Source organism: Streptomyces sp. NPDC053755 (genome assembly GCF_040677675.1).
Taxonomy (GTDB): Bacteria; Actinomycetota; Actinomycetes; order Streptomycetales; family Streptomycetaceae; genus Streptomyces.
Genome location: NZ_JBFASK010000030.1, coordinates 41,553 through 59,924, shown reverse-complemented (window position 1 = coordinate 59,924; position 18,372 = coordinate 41,553). Strand labels below are relative to the sequence as shown.

Here is an 18,372-nt window from a genome sequence, read left to right as displayed (position 1 = left end):
ACCTGATCGCGCCGCGAACCGCGCGATAGGCGCCGTCACCGGGCTCCGCTCCCAGGGAACGTTCGAGAGTGCTTCACCGCGGAGGTGCCGACCGGGGGCGCCGAGCCGCTGCTCGTGATGGCGCACGGAACCGTGTGGCCCGGTGGTGGGGCAGGTTCCTGCACGCACGTCCCGGCGCCCGCACGGCCGGCGCTCCCCGGGTTCCGGGGGGCGGGCCCGACCGATCGCCGACCGCGGCGGCGCATCGTTGGGCCACCCGCCTCCCCACGCTGTGTGGGCGGCGTTCATCGACTGAACTTCAGGAGGGCCAGGCCGTGACGTTCGACGTCATCCAGGGCCAGAAGGGGCCCCCGCGCGGAGAGCATCTCCCTCGCCTGAGCTTGGCCCGCAGGAACCGGGACCGTCGCGGCCTTTGCACCGGGTCGCCGTATGCAGAAGAGGCCCGCGGCCCTTGGCTGGGGTGCCTCACCCTGCCCCGCACCGAAGCTGGGGAGAGGATCCCCCGCTCAGGCACAGGACCGGTCACCTCGTGGCCGGGTGACGAGGCCGGGCGCGCTGAGCGCGCCAGGCGGCGAGCGCCTCGGCACGGCCGCCGGCGGGATGCTCGGCATACCAGTCACGCAGAAAGATGTTGAACTCGAACTGCGAGCCGATCTCCTGCGGCCGGGCAGCGGCCGGGCGCGTGGCGTGCCAGTGGGCGACGGCATCGGCCAGGGTGCGCCCCGCACCTTCGGCTACGAATGCCCGCATGGAGGCATCGAAGTGGAAGCCCTCGCCGATCTCACGGCGGAAGTACTCGCGCAGTAGCTGGCTGCACCGCTGGCCCTCCGGTATGACGGTGAACCCGTTCACTGGCGCGGCGAGCTGGCGGCCGGCGCTGCGCGTGGGGGGCGGCGCGGCCGGCGGGGCGACGCCGTCCAATGCGGCCTGCAGCCGCTCCGTCAGTGCCGCCTTCCCCCCGCCCCGCGGCACCCCGAGCTCGCGGGCAAGCACGGTCAGCTCGGCCAGCGTCCAGTACCAGCGGGACAACTCGTCCCCACTCAACGCCGCACTTGGCTCTGGTCGCGTCTCGGCAGCCGGATTCGAACTCACGTCCCCATGATAGGCGCGGTCGGGACTAGGCCGTGTTTTAGTTACGGGCCCGTGATCATGACTGAGCCGCCATGATCGCTTCGTGGGGCGTGGGGATCTTGCGGACGAGCAGTGGCTGGTGTTGGAGTCGGTGTTGCCTGCGGCGGGTGTGAGCCGTAGATCGGAGAACCGGCGGAGGCTGGTCGACGGGGTGCGGTGGCGGGTACGCACTGGTGCGCCATGGCGTGATGTTCCGTCCGAGTACGGTCCTTGGCAGACCGTGTATGGGCTGTTCCGCAGGTGGCAGCGCCGGGGTGTTTGGGCGCGGGTGCTGACCTTGCTGCAGGCGCGGGCGGATGCGGCGGGGCTCATCACCTGGGAGGTGAGTGTCGACTCGACGGTGTGCCGGGCTCATCAGCACGCGGCCGGTGCGCGGCGGGACGGGGCTGGGCAGAAGGAGCGGCCAGGCGGGGTGGTAGGCGAGCCGGCCGATCACGGGCTGGGCCGGTCGCGGGGCGGGTTCAGCACGAAGATTCACCTGGCATGTGAGCAGGGCCAGAAGCCGCTGTCGCTGCTGGTGACTGCGGGTCAGCGTGGGGACAGTCCGCTGTTCGTGCCGGTGTTGGAGGCGATCCGGGAGCCGCGGCTGGGTGCGGGCCGGCCGCGGCGGACTCCGGTGCGGGTGCGGGCGGACCGGGCGTATTCGTCGGCGGCCAACCGAGCGTATCTGCGCAGGCGCGGAATCCGGTGCACGATCGCCGAGCCGGCCGACCAGGTCCGCAACCGCAAGCGGCGGGGCCGTTTGGGTGGCCGGCCGCCGGTCTTCGACCGGGAGGAGTACAGGGCCCGGCACGCGGTCGAGTGCGGGATCGGTCGTCTCAAGCAGCACCGGGCAGTCGCCACGCGGTTCGAGAAGCTGGCCTGCCGGTTCGAGGCGACGGTGCAGGTCGCGGCGATACAGCAGTGGCTCTGAAGAGTGCTAATCGCCAGTCCACGGTGACCTCGGTGCTGGCCGGGCCGCTGCGTTCGGGTCGTTGCCGAGGCCGTCGGCGGCCCGGGCCGCAGTGGCGGGGCCACCACGGCACCGGACCGGCGGCCTATTCGAGGCTGACGGCCGCCGTCTCCTAACCGCCGCTGAACTCGGTCCGGGTGGCCCGGGGCTGCTGGAAGTCGGCCTGCTGGTCGTCGAACGACTTACCGGCCAGGATGCCGTAGTCCGTCAGTTCGGTCTGAGTCTTCCCGCGCTGGCGGGTCGTCTGTGTGGTGAGGAGGTGAAATCGGTTGAAGGTGTGCTCGACGGTCCGCTCCTCGCTCTCGATGGCCGTGCGCGAGGTGGAGCCGTAGGTGTAGTCGGTCAGGACCTGGTACAGGTTGTCCGTGCCAGGGTTCCAGGTCACCGTCGTCTGCGCGGCAAGGAAGTTGTGGGCGGTGTACTCGTACGATGTCTGCAGTTCCGGCTGGTCGTACCCCGTATTGATCGTGTGGCGGGTGACGTAGGGAAGGGCGGGGAGGGCGGCCGAGTCGGCGAACCGGTGGCCGGCACCGTCGGTGCTGTAGACCACCTGCTCACGGCTGCCCATCGGGGTGGCCACGCCGGTGATCCACTGTCCCCACTCGCCTTGCCCGCCGACCTGCCCGTAGGCGAAGCGGTACTCCTCCCCTGCGGGCAGCACCACGCGGCTGAGGCGCCCCTCCTGCAGGTGCAGCTCGAAGCGGACGCTCTCCGGTGTGCCGGGCTGGTAAGCCAGGGTTGCCTTGGAGTCACCGTCGTAGTCCACCGTGAGCAGGACATCCGTGGCGTCGCGGACCTCGCGAAGGCGCGGCAGCGGGCCGTCGAAGTCCCACGTCAGGGTCAGTTGGTGGCCGGCGTCCGAAAGCAGGACGACGGGGACCTTGACGGGGTGGGGGTGCTTCGGGCCGGTGAGGACCTCGACCACCCCGGAGCGGTGAGTGACCCGGTAGGCGTCCTGCTCCTTGGCGATCCGGACCATGCTCTTGCTCTGGAGAAGGACGAGGGACGCGTCCGTCTCCTGGGTCCCGTACTGCTCACCGGTCGACAGAACAAGCAGCCGCCCGCTCGTGTCGTAGGTGGTCAGCCCGGTCGTGACGGAGCGACCGAAGCCGGTGTGGGTGGGGTTGAGTGGGGCATAGCTCAAATTCAGTGCAGAGAAGGGCCCGGCCTGATCGCTTCCGACCAGCTCGGGCAGGGCGACGGAGACGTGGAACAGCCCGGTGCGGGGGTCGACCCCGCCGAGCTGCGGGCTCGTGAAGTTGACGGCCTGGGTGAAGAATCCGGGACCGGTACTCATGCAGGGACTCCAACGGTCAGAAGCGGCAACGAGGCGGGTGTGTCGGCGTACACCACAAAGTGCACAGCAAGGTACGGGCGAACGTGCGCATCGAGCCGTATGCCACAGCATCGGGGCCGCTCGAGCGGAGGTCCCCCGGGGCAGGGCGCCCTTGACGGCGAGACGCGACCCGCCACCCTGAGTCGCGGGCGGCCCCGGCGCTCGTCACCAGGGCCGGTATGCCGTGAACGGCCGAGCGTCCTGACCCCAGCGCGCCGCGATGACTGTGTCCCGGTGACGGAACAGCAGGTTGGCGCCGCCCGTTTCCTCGTGGAAGCTGCGGTCGTCTTTCTCGTCGCCGTCGGCCGCGTCGAGGACGTACAGCGCGTTGTTGTTCCTTCCGGAACCGAGCAGGAGGGTCAGTCGGCCGTTGGCCGCGTGCAGCGTTGAGATGTCCTGGTCGGTGCTCCACGGGTCCGACCGCCACAGTTCGCCGCCGCCAGCCAGGTCGAAGGCGACAACCCGGTCGGCCGAGTAGAGCCGGGTCGAGTAGTGCGCGACGGTGAGCAGCCGGCCGCCGTCGACGGCCACCCGGCCCGGGTCGCCCATCACGAGCTGCCCGTAGTCGCCGCCCGCCTCGATCTGGCCCTGGGCGCGGCCGTCCGGCCCGAAGGCGAGGAAAGCGCCTCCCTCGTTCCCTGTGCCGATGCGCACCACCGCCGGGTCGGCGGACACGAAGACCGCGCCCTCGTCCAGCGGGACGGCCGGTCGGGCCCGCAGCGGTACGGTCCAGCGCGCACGGCCGTCGGCCGGGTCGAACGCGGCGAGTTTCTGCTCGGCCCCGTCGCAGGCGAGGACGGCCAGCACCTGCCGTGCGGTGGCCGCCACCCGGCGCGGGACGCAGCCGTGTGGCACCGCGGCCCGCCAGCGCGGGGCGCCCGTCCGCAGGTCGACGGCGCGCACTCCGTGGCCGGTCCGTGCGGAGTTGCCGACTGGCTCGGTGGCCGTCTCCAAGGCGTCACCCTCGCGAAACACCGCGAGTCCGCCGCCAGCCGCGACCAGGTCCGGCTCCGAGCGGATCAGGCCCACCCCCGGTACCCGAGCGGTGTGCCACAGCTCGCGGCCGCTGGTGAGGTCGAGCGCGGTGACGGTGTTACAGCCCTTGCCAGGCGGCACCTGGTCGGAGGCGGACGCTGCACTCGGCTCGCCGTGGGCGATCAGCCCGACGCCGCCCTCGACCGCGGACCCGACCGCGCAGATCTCCGATCGTCCGGGGACGGTGTACTCCCAGCGCTGCTTTCCCGAACCGGCGTCGAAGCCGGTGACCGCGTCGAACCGGCTGCGGACCACGGTGTCGCCGACCAGCCAGGCGCCGTTTCCGTTCGCTGTGGCTTTGCGGTCCTCCGGGGTCTGCCAGGCGGCACTCATCGAGTTGCCCGGCAGATATCCCATCGTGCCGAGAACCAGCGCGGCGATGCCCCCGACCACGCCGAGCGCGATGCCGCTCACCACCAGCAGAACGATCCGCCTCTGCCTCCTCGCCCCCGGCTCCAAGTCATCACTCGTCCTCACAGTAATTCGCCCTCCCCTTATGCGACCGCTCGTCGCGGCTCACAGATTAGCCAGACGGGACGGCCCGAGTCCGGGCACCTCCCGGGCCGTTGGTGTCCCGACGCGAACCGCCTGAGGCTGCACTCTTGCCGCAGCTGTGACGGCGGACAGCTGAAGCCCTACTGCCGCCAGTCACCCAGAGTGGCCCTCTGCCGCGACGGCCAGCCTTGAGCCGTCGCGTGCACCCACCCTCCGCTCCCGGCCGATGAACACTCGAAGGGCGCTCTGGATCCATGAGCTGGCTGGCAGCCAGCGTGTCGCGGCGCCTGCAGAGCTCCGAGGGTTCAGCCCAGGCAGTCACCAGGTCGGACCGTTGGAGGCGCTGGGTACGTTCAGATGTACTGCACTTTCACGCGAACGCCGACAGGGTGCCGTGCTGTGCCGGCCTGGACCGGCACAGCACCTCGGAAACGGACCCGCCATCGCGGGCTGGCCACGCCCCGGGCGGCACACCGAAGTGGATCTTCCCAGTAAACGACGGCAGGTGGTGTCGAGTTCGCCCAAGACGCAGGCGAAGAAGACCGACACCAAGGTCTTCACGAAACCGCACGGTGGACTCGGTCCAGAGCCACGGCGACGTCACCTAAAACACGCCCGAGGGGCTGCGGGAGTCGTGCGTCGGCTCATCCACGCCCGGAACCGGCAGGAGCGAAAGGCTTGACGCCGACCGTGCGACACGGTGCCATGAATGTTGAGGTAGGGGGTGCAGGGTGACCGACGAGGACAGCGACGCTGAGGGCCGGGGTGACGATCGTCCGCAGGACCCGCTTCATTCAGATCTTCCTGACCGATTCTGGCTGTGGCTGCTCGTCCTGATCGTGCTGGTTCTCCTTCTCATCGGTGTCGCGTACGAGGGCGACGGGTCTGGGACCTCGGACGGCTACACCGGCTGGCATTAGGCCGTGTCCGATGGGTGCTGCGACGCGCCTCACTCTGAATCGTTGCGGCCGGTGTGGGGTGAGGTGATCTTTCAGACGACGAGTGGATGCTGCTGGAGCGGCATCTGCCGCGTAACCGCGGTCGCGGCGGGCGTTGGCAGTGCCACCGCCGGATCCCACCCGCTACGACAAGCGGGCCTACCCACGGTCCACCGCCGAGAACCAGGCCCGCGGGGCCGAGCCGAGCGTGAGGCTGACCGACTCGCATTCCGTCAGCAGCCCTGACACTGGCCCGGCCGCAGCGCTTACGGCCCAAGCCGCTTCCCAGGATGTCCTCCAGGCCCTCCATCCCGCCGGTGGGGACCTCGAGCAGACCTGCACCTCGTATCCGGCCGGCGCCACCAGGGCGTGCTCAGCGACCGGTGCCCGCTGCGTGGCGAACCGGCCATGCCGGCTTCGGGAGCCTGGGCGCACGGCGCCTGTGGGCTTCGAAGACGAGCCAGGCGGCTCCTGAAGCGACCGTCGTGAGGAACGGCAGCGCCCAAGCGGCCAGCTGCCAGACGGCCGCAACGTCCAGGGTGCTCACCAGCGCCGCCGCCGGAGCGGAGGCAAGGGTCAGCAGCAGCGTGATCCTGACCCAGAGCGGCAGCCTGCGGCTCACCGCGGCGGTCGCGAGACCCAAGCCCGCACTCACCGTGAGGATCACAGCCAGGGCCATAAGAGCAACGGCGAGGGCGACTATCAGGGCAAGGAGTAGCAGGATCAGGCCCATATCATGCCCACCTCCGGTCTCGTGGCGACCCGCCGCGAGGACAGGCGGATCCGACTCCGCCGCTCCGGCAGGTTCACCGGAAGCCATACTGCCAGAGGCATTGAACGCGTTCAACACTGCTTCCGGTGTCACCCGTACGGCCTTGGGGCTGCGGACACTGGCGATGCATTCGCGTGGAGTTCGGAGCTCCAGCCGGTTGATACATCGTTCGACCGAGTTGCGCTGCCTGTATGCCTCGGCGTCGAACGCTGGTGGGCGACCGCCGACACGACCTCGCCGCCGCCGGTGGCCGACCTGATCGGATGGCTGGGGATGAGAGCGCGGATTTCGAACGTTGGCGGAGGTGACTTCGGAACGCGCGGGATGAGTACGCGCGGTCCGCGAGGACGGCATCGGGGCGGGTCCTCGGTCGTCCGGGGCCGCTTCGCGGAACGCGGATGGCGGCCGTGACGGTCTCGACGGCCGGGGCGTCGCCCGTCTGGCCCGCGGTGACGCGGAGGGCCAGGGGCTGTGCACGGGCGTCGCTGGCGAGGTGAACCTCTGTGCTCAGGCCGCCTCGGGAGCGTCCGAGCCCGTGGTCGTCGGGTTCGGCCTGGTCTGGAGCCCCATCTTTCTGGCTCCGGCGGCATGCTGGTGGGTTCGGCAGACGATGGAGTCCACCGACACGGTCCAGCCGATGTCGTCGGCGTCGTCGGCCGTTGCCAGGACCGCGGCAAGGATGCGTTCCCGGGTGCCGTCCACGGACGGCGGCCCGACCTGGAAGAAGACGTCGACCGTACCGGGGGTCCAGCCCCAGGCACTGACCGCCGTCAACCAGCAGCACATCCTCGCCGCGACCCAGGACGGCGTCTACGAGTCCAGGGATGCCGGCAAGGGCTTCACCAAACGCCTCACCGTCGCGAACTCGGTTTCACAGAACACGCAGGGCCCCCGCCTGCGCAGCACGAAACCTCGGCACACGGAGCACCAGGTGCCGACCATGCCCCGACGGTGCGACTTGAGGTGCAAGTCGGCCAAGACCCGGCCGGCTTGGGAGGCAGAGATGGTGATGAAGACAGTGCCCTCGCCCTGGGCCGCGATCGCGCGGTGCGACCAGGTCGTTCCGGGTGAGGGGGACCGGTGGCTGCCACGATCGCCACGACCGCCACGACCATCCCGGCCACACCCTCACCCGCCCGACCAAAGTGATGATCACGGCGTATTCGGGGGTGACCCACCAGGATGGTCCCGTGCAGAACAATCCGTCCGAGTCCATGCAGGATCACTTGCGCCACCGTCTGAACGTTCGCGCCAAGGAACGCTGCCCCGGCTCGCCCGCGTAAAGGTGTGCTTCCGCTCCGGATTCGCCTACGTGGCGGGGGAACTGCCGGGCGAGGAGGAACCACTGCCGCTATGCCGCCTGCGCTTCACCGGCGTCCTGCACACCTGGGGCTTCGCCCTCTACCTCGCCAGCCGAGGCAAGTACGAGGACAACCTCCTGCCCCCGGCCTGCCTGTAGGCGGCCCCGAAGACTGCATGGACTGTGCCTGCTACCTCTACCTCGGTGACCAGCCGGCCTGGCCCACACCCCTCCACGAACGAACGCGAAGGAGGACTACCGCACATCGAAGGCAACCCATGTGTTCCCCGGCAGCTCGGGCTTCCCAGGCACGGGCCGCCGCTCCTCGGTCCAGGCCTCGCCCGCGACTTCGCCAGCGACGTGACGCCAGAAGCGTGCCGCGCCCGCGTTCTCCTCCTGAAAAGCGATCTCCCAACGGCCAGGGTGCGCGGCCAGGACGGCCTGCACCGCTCGCAACCCGAGGCCCGACCGGCGTGCCCCACGCACCACGAAGAAGCTGTTCAGCACGCGCGCATCGCTGTCCAGAGCGCGTACGAATGCAAAGCCGACCGGCCGGTCACCAGACCATATGAGATAAGCCGACCAGGTGGGATCGCCGATCGCCGACTCTAGCCACTCGCGGCGGTATGTTCCGTCCGGGTTCGGCAGGATGCCCCAGAACTCCGACAGGTCGTGCAGGAAAAGCGGCCAGAGTCGTTCCAGGACGTCGCGGTCCTCGGCGCCCGCTCTGCGGACAACAAAGTCCGCCATCTGATCCTCCTCGAGAACACGAGAAGCCTTCCGGCAGACCGGAAGGCTTCGAAGTATCGAGCGGACCTTATCGTGTCTACGACCTGGGCACACAGCTCACAGATCCCGGCCGCGGACGGCGGCGCTTCGGCACGTCACGTTCAGCCGACGTAGCGGACGCACGGAGGTTCAGCAGCCCTCCACGAACTGACAACGGCACAGCACTAGTACAGGAGAAGGCGGTGTGCCCGGGTCAGAGCGCACACCCTGATGAGGCCAAGAGCACCGACTCGGCCCCTGCTGTCCTGGCTCCAGGTAATCGTCATCTTGCAGGTGGGATGGAGGCGGAGCCGGGTGTGGCCACCGTTGATCATCGTTGTGTGAACTGACGATGAGAGGCGGTGAGCGCAGGTCACAGCATAGATGCCGCCCGATGGCCGGAAGCGTTCGAGGCGGCCATGAGCCGGATGACAGCCCGGTTCGCCCGGCACGAACCACGCCTGCGGGCTCGACGGCGGGAAGCGGACCCGCAGGCTGACCACCTGCATTCAGGACGGTTGCGGCAGCATTGCGCTACCCGAAGCCCGTGCGCACCGCTCTGACCTTCTCATTCGTGGAAGGGGGTGAGGATATCCGCCACCTGGGCGCCCACGACGTGGACGCCGGAGCGTTCAACATCCGGTCGTCGGCCCAGCCCGGGCCCTCGGTCACTGGACCAGTGCGATGTGCGGATGGTGCGGGGACAGCGGACAGGCGTGGAGTTGAAGGTCGTATCCGCCGGCGATGTCGATGAGGGTGAAGTTTGCGGGTGGGGTGCCGAGGAGGGGCGTGGGGTGCGTCCGTTCCTGCTCGGGCATCCAGCTCTCGGTACCTGGGTCCCATTCCGCGCACGCGAGGGTGAGCAGCGGGGTCGTTTCAGTGCCGCATGTGGGGCAGGGGCGAGGCACGGGGTCGGTGAGGCCCCAGCGTGTCCACCCGCCTGTCTTCCATCCGGGGGCATGGCACAGGTTGTGGAAGTAGAACTCCTGCGGCGAGAGCACACCGCCGCTGTCCCACGAGGCTCCATTTTGCTCCCACTGGCTCACGTCACCCAGTTGCTGCCGCAGCTCCTCGCCGAGCTCCAGGGGATCGGGGTACTCGCTGATCCGCTCCGGTGAGAGCAGACACGGTTCCGGCACGTACCACGCCTCCTGGACCACGGAGGGCTCGGGCGGGGTGTCGAGGATGTCGGTCACGGTGTCGGAGGAACGCCAGAAGAGGGCGGTCCGGGGGTGCTCCGTCTCGTGGTCGAAGGGGCACCACAGGACCTGGAGCAGATCGGCGTCGGCAGGGCCGACCGGAAGTGGGACGTCCTGGGTGTAAAGCTGGGCCACGGGCAGCATGGGGATCGGCCCGTCGAACCACGGCCTGCCTGCGCCGAACTGCTGCTCCGTCTCCGATTCCCCCGGCGTGGCCACGGGGGCGTGGGGGTCGCGGAGCCGGCGTTCGGCCGCCGCCCTACGGATGCGGCGCATGGTGCGGATGTCGTCCGGAGAGCGCAGCACGCGCGCCGCCCGGCGGTCATGCGGCCGATCGCAGTGCGGCCACGGCTCGTCGGCGGGCCACAGGAGCGGCCCGCCGACGGAGCTGTCGTGCACGGACGGGGACCCGGGCCGGGGGTGCAGCCGGGTCGCTGTACGCGCCAGCGGGGCGAGTCGAGGGAAGAGCGCGGTCACGTCGAGCGGCCGCGGCGGGGTGGTGAAGCTCATACCGGCTCCCGATGGCGCGAGGGTGGTTGTGGTCAGTTACCGAGGTTGAGCAGCAGGGTGTCCCCCCTGGTGTTGGGGATGTAGACGTTGGGGAACAGTTCCTCGGTCGTCCCGTTCGCCCGTTCGATCTGGGCGTTCATCGTGACTCCCACCGGGATGGTGCTGTTCTCGTCGTTGTAGACGGGCGTCACCTGGTAGAAGATTCCGTCGTCCGCTCCCAGACCTGCGACGGTTCCCTGAACCAGGTCCTGCGCCATCTTCTCGAAGGTCCGCATGCTGGGCGTTCCGGTGTTCATCCCGGACTGCCAGCAGGGGACGAGGTTGGTCTGGATGCCCCTGCCGCCGATGATGTTCGCGATGAGGTGACACCGGGCCAGCGAGCCCGTGACCGACGTGGACTGCCTGAACAGCTGCGCGTCCTGCCACCCCGTGATGTCTCCCTGGGCGGCGGTGCCCTTGGTGGTGGTCCGGCCCACGCACGCCTGGGCCCTGGTCGGGCGCTGACCGGGCGGGCCGAGCGGGACGGTCGTCTTGTTGACGTGGAGGACCGCTTCGGTGGTGTTCAGGATCCAGCCGTCGCCGTTGGGCAGGGCGCCGGCCGGCGTGGTGTCCAGGCAGCGGCCGTGCGGGCCGGTGTTCGGCGTGGTGAACTCGACCTCGAACGGGTCCGCGTCGATCACCCGCTGTTTTGCGAAGCCCGCGGCGAGCTGGGCATCGGCGAACTGCTTGGCGCCGAACGGGACATGGGCGCGCACGCACGGGCTCGTCCTGTCCAGATCGCGGCTGTCTCCGAGTACGTAGGTGTCCCACTCGCCGTTGCCGAGGTTGGGGATCACCTCGACGCACCGGTCGCCGTCGGTTCCGCCCTCCTTCGTCTCGGCGAAGGGGAACTCACCGCAGCTGTCCGAGTCGACGAGGTCCGTCTGCGCGGTGAAGCCTCCGCAGGTGCGGGCGGTGCGGTCGGCCACACCGCTCGTCGACCGGGTCAGGGGCTTGCCCTTGCCCCAGCCGTCGACGAGGTTCTTCTGCGCCCACTCGTAGGCGGCCACGGCGGCACCGGGCTCGGTGCTCCCTGCGCTCATCGGCAGGACGGGCGTGACGGAGGGGATCGCACAGCCAGCGGGCGTGGTGCCGCCGACCGCGTGGTCGCAGCGGATCCTGCGCGGGTTGGCCCACGACGCGTTCGGATCCGTGGCCTGGGCGCCGGCCGCGGTCACGAAGAGCCGGTACGACGTCTCGAACTGCAGCTGCGCGCCGGGAGCGGGGTTCGACGCGTAGGAGACGGTTCCGTCCTGGGACTGTCCCTCGACCAGGTTCGCGAGGTACCACGGGGCGTTCTTCGTCGCCGTGCAGCCCGTCGTGCAGGCCGACCTGAATCTAACCGCGAGGCTGGTGACGCTGCCGGTGGCCTTCGTCATGGTGACCGACACGTGCTCGTCCCAGGTCGTGCCCTGCGCGGGGAGGGTCGCGCTGCTCGACACGAGGAGCGTGCCCGTACCGACGGGCGTGCCCTGCTCGTTCCTCAGCGTGTAGAGGACCTCGATCCCGGAGACGCAGTACCGGAAACGCTCGTGGTCCCAGGATCCGGAGGTGCCGATCGCGCAGCTCTCCGCGCTCGCGGTGCTTCCCGCGTCGAGGAGGGCGGCGCGGTTCGCCGGAGCGGCTTCGACCGTGGCGCGCTTCGCCGACCGCGCGGAGGCCGGTCGGGTGCGGACACAGGCTTCCGTGGCGCCCGTCGCGCGTTCTCGTGGTCCCGTGGGTGCGCAGTGCTCTTCGCGTACCACGGACAAGGGGGTCGTCTGCGAGGGGGTTCGTGCCGTCGGCCCAGCGGCCGGTTCGTCTGCGGCCACGAGGCGGGGGGCATCACTCGTGGCAGTCTTCGACGGGCTCATGCCGGTGGTGGACACGCCCACCGCCGCGACGAGCAGCACCATGGCTATGCCCCGTCGGGCACGTCTGTAGCGCACGGATGATCTCATTTCCTCCCTTTCGGGAACGTGTCTGTTCTCTGGCGGTTGGGGGAAGGTGATGCGCGGTTTCTCCTGCGGGTAGCAACGACCCGCCGGAAGCGCCTCATCGGGGACGCGCACGCAAGACGCGCCTCCCGAACCGAGCGCCCCCGTTCCCGCGCGCAGAGGGGAACGGGGGCGCTCGTCAGCGGTGGTGCCGGGTCCGCCCGGCGGCTACTTAGCTGATGGACCTGATGGCGCCCCAGCCGCCGCTGCCGACCTCGATGCTCGGGCCGTCGATCGGACCGTGGATGTCGGCCCCTCCCTTGTAGAACCTCAAGGTGCCGTCGCCGGCGGTGGCCCACATGTCGGCAACACTGTTGCGGTCCGCGTCGGCGGCGCCTGCGATGAGCGGCCGGTTGGCGACGGTGTAGCCGCGGCCGAACTCGGTGCGGTCACTGAAGGTGCCGTTGGACTGGCCGAGGTAGCTGTAGAGAATGCCGTCGCGGGTGTCCCGGGCGAGGAGGTCGACGCGACCGTCCTTGTCGGCGTCGCCGGGGGCGGTCAGGGTCATGACGTTCCAGCCGCCGGTACCGATGAGGAGGGGTGCGCCCACGGACGGGGTGGGGCCGGAGACGCCCGCGTAGCGGTACAGCTTGTCGTCGTAGATGGCGAGGAGGTCGGGCTTGCCGTCGAGGGTGGTGTCACCTATACCGACGATACGAGCGGTGGTGGGCAGCGTGCCGATCTTGACCGGTGCGGCGAGCGTGCCGTCCCCTCGGTTGGGGTAGACGCGCAGTTCTCCCGCGATGGCGGCGACAATGTCCTCCATGCCGTCGCCGGTCCAGTCACCGCGGTGGGTCACCGACGCGCCACCCCAGCCCCCCGTGCCGATCTGCACCCGGGCGCCCAGGGCGCCGGTGCCGGTGCCGGGGTAGAGGAAGAGTTTGCCGGTGTCGTCGACGGCGACGAGGTCGGGCTTGTTGTCGCCGTTCAGGTCGCCCGGGACGGGGGTGGCGTAGCTGGTGATCCAGGCACGTACGTCGTCGACGCGGGTGGCGACGGCGCCGGTGCGGGTCTCGGTGGCGGGGGTGCCCAGGCAGCCACCCTGCCAGGACCTGCTGGCCACGCCCACCAGTTCCTGGGTCTGGCCGTTGGCGCGCAGGATCGGGCCGCCAGCGTCGCCCTGGCAGATCACAGCGTCGCCGGCCGGGGTCAGGGCTATGTTCGCGGAGGTGTCGCCGGTCGCCGTGAACGCACCGGTGTGCAGCTTGTCGGGGACCCAGGTGGTCTTGGTCCGGCCGAAGCCGGCGGCCGTGACGGCCTGGCCGGCGGTGGCGGGCGTGGCGGCCAGAGCGGCGGGCTTCACGCCGGCGACGCCGGTGTTCAGCTTGACCAGCACGAGGTCCCGGTCGGGGTGCGGGACGAGTTCGACGGCCGTGCGGACGGCACCGGTGGTGGTCTGTGTCAGGTCGGTGCGTCCGACGGTGACGGTGGTGGCGACGGCGGGCTTACCGGCCGCCGGCCGGCCGTCGGCGGCGAAGCAGGACGCCGCGGTCAGGACCCAGCGCTGGGACACGAGCGTCCCCGTGCAGGCGCGGTCGGAGTCACCTATGAGGATGCGGGCAGTGAAGTGGTGGGCCGCGGTGGCATCAGGGCCCTGCAGAGCCTGGGAGGGGGAGCCGAGCAGGCTGAGGCTCACGGCGCCGAGGGCGAGGGTGGCGGACACCTGGGCGCGTCTCTTGAGGCGTGACATGTGTTTCTCCGTTTGGATGCTGAGGTGTGGGCCGAGGGCGCCCGGGCGGGCGCCGCACGGCGGTGACGGGGGCCGGCTGTGCCGGTCCGGGGAACGCGGCCTGCGGGGCGGGCGCGTGGGGTCAGCGGACGAAATCGAGGATCACCGGAGACAAGACGTCGTCGACGACCTCGCCGACCTTCTTGGCGACGGACTTCACCGCCGGGACGACGACTCCGCCGCCTCCGCGCGTGACGAGGTTGAGCCCGAATCCCCCCAGGGCGTTCATGAACTCGCCACTGGTGAAGCCGTACTCGATGCCGGTGGCGACGACGCTGACGCCGCCCGCCACCAGCGAGACCCCGGCGAGGACGGCGCCGATCGTGAGGGTGACCGGTGCCGCCGGGAGGAAGATGGAGGCGACTCCGAAGCCAGCCGCGAGCAGGCCGGTGGCCGTGCTGGTCTTTCCGGCGGCGTCAGCCCACCACTTCGCGTCCTCCCACCACTGCTCCTGCTCGGGCTGGGATCCGTTCGGGTTGACCTGGTCGTTCTCGGGCGTGTCGGACGGGTTGGTCCTGGTGTCCCGGTCCTTCCGCGCCTGCTCGGCGTCCCGGGCCGCCTGCTCGGCTATCTCCTTGGTGCGCAGGTTCAGCGCGGTCTGGCGTGCCTGGCTCGCGGCGCGGGCGGCGACGTTGGCGTTCTGGCCGGCTGTCACGGCCGCGTGGTGGGCGGTGGTCGCCGACCCTCGCGCCTGGGCGGAGGACGTCACGGCGCTGCGTGCGGCGTCGATGGCGCGGTTGGCTGAGTGGTTCGCCGCGCGCGAAGCGGTTCGCGCGGTGGTGGCGGCCGTCTTCGCCTTGGCCGCGGACGCCTGGGCGTCGACCGCCGACTTGTCCGCGGCGTCGGCGTTCGCCTTGGCCTGGGCGGCGTAGGTGGAGGCGTCGTTGGCGGCTGTGACGGCCTTGTCCGCCCATTCCTGGGCCTCCTGGCCGGCCTTGCGCGCGTTGGCCGCCACCTCGGACGCGAGGGCCGCCTCCTTCTGGGCCTCCAGGGCGAGCTTGTAGGCAGCCGAGATGACGCCCTTCATGGCCGACTGGTGGCTAAGGGAGTCGTGGTCGAGTTGAGCCCCCTTGTGCCGAAGGTGCTCGACCAGTTCCCGCCGCATCCAGCCGGGCCCTTCGAGCGCCACTTCGGAGTACGACTTGACGTAAGGGCCCCCGGTGGTGAGGAGGGACGTGGCGGTGACCGCGTCGTCCTCTCGCACCGCCACTTCCAGCTCGGTGTCGAAGAACTCCTGGAGCGCCTTCGGAGTGTTGGAGTTGAGGGCCGCATTGCCGGCACGGTTGACGGCGGTGCCCAGATTGGCGTTCAGGATCCGGAAGATGTTGATCCTGTTCTCCGTAGCGCGCGCCCTGAGCACGCCGGAGGTGTTGAAGTCCCCCACGGCCGCGGCACTGCCGTTCGCCAAGGCCGCGGCGGCGGCGGCTGCGACGGTGGGATCGGAGACCTGAGCGATGTACAGGGCGGTCTCGCGGTCGTCCTGTGCTTCGGCGAGGGAGCGGTCGAGGTCGATCCAGGAGTACACGTCCCAGTCACTGCCCGAGAGCGCGAACTGGGCCGCCTCGCGCGTCCAGGTGCCCTTCGAGTCGAGCAGGGCGATCGCGGCCTTGCGGCCGAGCGTAGCGGCGAGGCTCATGTCGCCGCCGGACAAGGCCTGTTCGGCCCGGCTGATCAGGTCCCGTGTGGCGGCCTCCGTCTGCTGCTGCTGGGTCCGCCTGCCGGCGGCGGCGGCCCGGTCCGCAGCGTCAATCGCAGCGAGGGCGCGCGCCTCCTCAAGGGCCTGCCTCTTGTCCGCCTCCAGGTTCGCCATCTCGGCCTCGCGAGCCTTGCGCTCGACCTCCTCGGCGTCCATGACCGCCTTGGTGGCGGCGTCGGCGGCCTTGACCGCCTCGGCCGCGAAGGCGGTGGACTTGTTGGCGAAGTCGACGGCCTGTCCCGCGTGCTCGACCGCGTCCTCGGCGGCGGCCGCCGCCTTCTCCGCGTGGCCGGCCGCCGAGTTCGCGGCGTCTCGCGAGGCGCGCGCCGAAGCGGCCGCGGTGCCGGCCAGGCTCTGGGCCGTGGTCGCCGCGCTGGTCGCCTGCTGCGCCGCGGTGCCGGCGATCCGGGCCTGCTGCCTGGCTTCGGCGGCCTGGCCCTGGGCCGCGCCGGCGGCCACGGCGGCCTGTGCGGAGGCGTTCGCCGCCGCCGCGGCGTTGCGTGCTGCGGAGGCGGCCGAGGCGCCCGCACTGGCCGCCTGCTGGGAGGCGACGGCGGCCTGGTCCGCGGCCGCGGCAGAGTTGCGCGCCTGGGCGGCGGCGTTACGCGCGGCCACGGCGGCGTTCTTGGCCTCACCGCTCTTGGAAGCGTCCTTCGAGGCGGCGATGGCCGCGTTGTAGGCGCGGGAAGCCGCCGCTCCGGCGGTGGCCGCGGCCTGGGAGGCGGCCGTCGAGGCCGACGAGGCACGGCGGGAGGCCTCGACCGCCGCGTTGGACGAGCGCATCGCGGTGCGGGCGGCCGACGCGGCTCCTTGAGCGGCCTTCGCCGCCTTGGTGGCGGCGGTGGCGGACTTGGTCACGTCGTCCTGTGCCAGCGCGGCCTCGGCCGCCGCGGTCTCGGCCGCCGCTTTCGCCTTGTCCGCGGCCGTGACGGCCCGTTCGGACGCCTCGATCGCCAGGTCGGTCTTCGCCTGGGCACGCTGTGACTCGCGGACTACGACCGCGACGAGCTGCTCAATGGAGGCGGCTTCCTGGTCCCGGGCCCGGGCGATGTGCTGGCCGGTTTCGAGGTACCACCGGACGTCGGCCGCGGTGCCGCTGAGGGCACGGTTGGCGTACTTGCTCAGCTCGGGCCCCGCGTTGACGAGGCTCGCCGTGACCTCGATGCGCATGTCCTCTAGTCGGGCGGTGTACTGGCCGGTCGTGAGGAAGGCCTCGAGCGCGGACTGGGTGCCCGTGTCCAGGGCGGCGGAGCCGTCGCGTTTGACGGCCTTTCCGCCCGTGTTCACAAGCGCGAGTGTCGCGACGCGGAGGTCCTCGGTGATCGCGGAGCGGTAGCCGTCCCGGACGAACGCGGCGATGGTGTCCGCACCTCCGTCGAGCGCGGCGGACGCGTCCCTGCGGATGGCCTTTCCGCCCCGCGCGAGGTGGGAGAACACGGCGACGCGGTTGTCCTCCGCCGTCGTCTTCGGGAGCTCTTCGGCGAGGAACGTGGTGATGTCGGCGTCGGTACCGCTCAGGGCCCGCGCGGCAGCGGCCGTGGTGGCCTTGCCGCCGAGCATGTGGGCACGCACGGCCCTGGCCCGCGGGGTGTCGGGGAGTTCGAGCAGGCCGCCGGTTCCTGCAGGGGCGGTGTCCGCTCGCACGGGTGAACTGACAAGGGCTGGAGTGGACGCGGCGGCCATGGTGGCTGTCACGACTGTGACGAAGCGTCGACGGCTCCAGAAGGTTGTCTGCACGCAAGAACCTTCGTTTCGGTCGATGGGCGGATGTCGCGGTCCGGGCAGGTGGGGCGACGACACGCGCAGGGGTGGCGTCAGCGGACCGTCTGGGACGAGGTGGGCCGGTGGGCGCGGGCCCACGGGGTGCCGGCGCATCGGGATCGGCCGGGCCGGGCCTCTGCCGGGCCTCGCTCGAGCTGTTGCCCCAGTCTCGCGGGGGCCCGACGCTCCCTACTTCTGGGTCCGGATCTCCACGAGCATGTACTCCCGGGCCTCCGGGTCGGTCGTCTCCCCCACGGCCGTCCACTGGTTCGGGTTGACGGCAAACGACTTCTGCTCGGTGCCGACGGTCATGTCGACCGTGGTGTCGTAGTCGTTGCCTTTGACGCCGTAGACGGAGGGGATCTCCACGGTCAGGAAGCCGGAGTTCCCGGTCACCTTGAAGCACACGGGGTACGCGTCCTCCGGGCGCCGCATGATCTGCAGGAGGCCCGTCTCGCTGCCGCACTCGGCGAGGGTGATGTGGCCGTCGCCTCGCTTCAGCACGATGCCCTTCTCCCGCAGGATGGAGTCCGCGTTCGGGTAGCCGAACTCCTCGGCCACAAACCCCGGGACGTCTTCGGTCGCGAGGGCGCGTGGCGCGCCCGCGGCCGGGTTGGTCAGGGCGGCCACGGCGGCCAGCGCGCCCATGGCCACGACCCCGCTCAGCGCGGCGATTCTCCTCACGTAACGCAATGCATGTCCTTTCACGTCTTTCCGGGCATCAAGTGGCCCGGG

12 protein-coding genes and 1 pseudogene are annotated in these 18,372 nt (G+C 70.6%); 2 read left to right on the top strand and 11 right to left on the bottom strand.

What is annotated here, in order from left to right; all coding sequences use genetic code 11:
- Window positions 1-522 precede the first annotated feature (522 nt).
- On the bottom strand, window positions 523-1,092 hold the full coding sequence (locus AB0K65_RS25225) for a DUF6434 domain-containing protein (RefSeq protein WP_365720212.1): 570 nt from the start codon (window positions 1,090-1,092) through the stop codon (window positions 523-525).
- 82 nt (window positions 1,093-1,174) lie between these two features.
- Here AB0K65_RS25225 and AB0K65_RS25220 point away from each other — a divergent pair, with 82 nt between their 5' ends.
- A complete protein-coding gene (locus tag AB0K65_RS25220) occupies window positions 1,175-2,044 on the top strand; it encodes an IS5 family transposase (protein ID WP_365720210.1) in 870 nt (289 codons plus the stop codon).
- A 151-nt stretch (window positions 2,045-2,195) separates the two neighbouring features.
- On the opposite strand, the gene AB0K65_RS25215 is transcribed toward AB0K65_RS25220, so the two are convergent.
- Window positions 2,196-3,380 (bottom strand): hypothetical protein, encoded by a 1,185-nt coding sequence (locus AB0K65_RS25215; RefSeq protein ID WP_365720208.1) that lies wholly within the window; start codon window positions 3,378-3,380, stop codon window positions 2,196-2,198.
- A gap of 204 nt (window positions 3,381-3,584) precedes the next feature.
- Complete coding sequence (locus tag AB0K65_RS25210) at window positions 3,585-4,871, bottom strand: PQQ-binding-like beta-propeller repeat protein (protein ID WP_365720206.1); 1,287 nt, start codon at window positions 4,869-4,871, stop codon at window positions 3,585-3,587.
- Window positions 4,872-5,680: 809 nt separating this feature from the next.
- Here AB0K65_RS25210 and AB0K65_RS25205 point away from each other — a divergent pair.
- Window positions 5,681-5,869 carry a hypothetical protein gene (locus AB0K65_RS25205; RefSeq protein WP_365720204.1) on the top strand — a complete coding sequence of 63 codons (189 nt, stop codon included), beginning with the start codon at window positions 5,681-5,683 and terminating at the stop codon, window positions 5,867-5,869.
- A gap of 391 nt (window positions 5,870-6,260) precedes the next feature.
- On the opposite strand, the gene AB0K65_RS25200 is transcribed toward AB0K65_RS25205, so the two are convergent.
- The 8 genes and pseudogenes from AB0K65_RS25200 to AB0K65_RS25165 form a co-directional block, all read right to left on the bottom strand.
- On the bottom strand, window positions 6,261-6,620 hold the full coding sequence (locus tag AB0K65_RS25200; protein WP_365720255.1) for a hypothetical protein: 360 nt from the start codon (window positions 6,618-6,620) through the stop codon (window positions 6,261-6,263).
- A 192-nt stretch (window positions 6,621-6,812) separates the two neighbouring features.
- A pseudogene (locus AB0K65_RS25195) lies at window positions 6,813-7,364 on the bottom strand (IS5 family transposase); the annotation flags it as partial.
- Between the two features lie 850 nt (window positions 7,365-8,214).
- Entirely contained in the window at window positions 8,215-8,709 is a 495-nt protein-coding gene (locus AB0K65_RS25190) for a GNAT family N-acetyltransferase (RefSeq protein WP_365720202.1), read from the bottom strand.
- A 686-nt stretch (window positions 8,710-9,395) separates the two neighbouring features.
- On the bottom strand, window positions 9,396-10,436 hold the full coding sequence (locus tag AB0K65_RS25185; RefSeq protein WP_365720200.1) for a hypothetical protein: 1,041 nt from the start codon (window positions 10,434-10,436) through the stop codon (window positions 9,396-9,398).
- A 32-nt stretch (window positions 10,437-10,468) separates the two neighbouring features.
- Window positions 10,469-12,403: a DNA/RNA non-specific endonuclease gene (locus AB0K65_RS25180; RefSeq protein WP_365720198.1), complete on the bottom strand. Its 1,935-nt coding sequence runs from the start codon at window positions 12,401-12,403 to the stop codon at window positions 10,469-10,471.
- Between the two features lie 220 nt (window positions 12,404-12,623).
- Window positions 12,624-14,141 (bottom strand): trypsin-like serine protease, encoded by a 1,518-nt coding sequence (locus tag AB0K65_RS25175; RefSeq protein WP_365720196.1) that lies wholly within the window; start codon window positions 14,139-14,141, stop codon window positions 12,624-12,626.
- A 121-nt stretch (window positions 14,142-14,262) separates the two neighbouring features.
- On the bottom strand, window positions 14,263-17,520 hold the full coding sequence (locus AB0K65_RS25170; protein ID WP_365720194.1) for a hypothetical protein: 3,258 nt from the start codon (window positions 17,518-17,520) through the stop codon (window positions 14,263-14,265).
- A 306-nt stretch (window positions 17,521-17,826) separates the two neighbouring features.
- Entirely contained in the window at window positions 17,827-18,321 is a 495-nt protein-coding gene (locus AB0K65_RS25165; protein ID WP_365720192.1) for a hypothetical protein, read from the bottom strand.
- Window positions 18,322-18,372: the final 51 nt, after the last annotated feature.

What these genes read in the sequence shown, in the direction of transcription:
- AB0K65_RS25215 (WP_365720208.1), bottom strand. Translation starts at nt 3,380, where the DNA reads ATGAGTACCGGTCCCGGATTCTTCACCCAGGCCGTCAACTTCACGAGC.
- AB0K65_RS25175 (WP_365720196.1), bottom strand. Translation starts at nt 14,141, where the DNA reads ATGTCACGCCTCAAGAGACGCGCCCAGGTGTCCGCCACCCTCGCCCTC.
- AB0K65_RS25185 (WP_365720200.1), bottom strand. Translation starts at nt 10,436, where the DNA reads ATGAGCTTCACCACCCCGCCGCGGCCGCTCGACGTGACCGCGCTCTTC.
- AB0K65_RS25200 (WP_365720255.1), bottom strand. Translation starts at nt 6,620, where the DNA reads ATGGGCCTGATCCTGCTACTCCTTGCCCTGATAGTCGCCCTCGCCGTT.
- AB0K65_RS25190 (WP_365720202.1), bottom strand. Translation starts at nt 8,709, where the DNA reads ATGGCGGACTTTGTTGTCCGCAGAGCGGGCGCCGAGGACCGCGACGTC.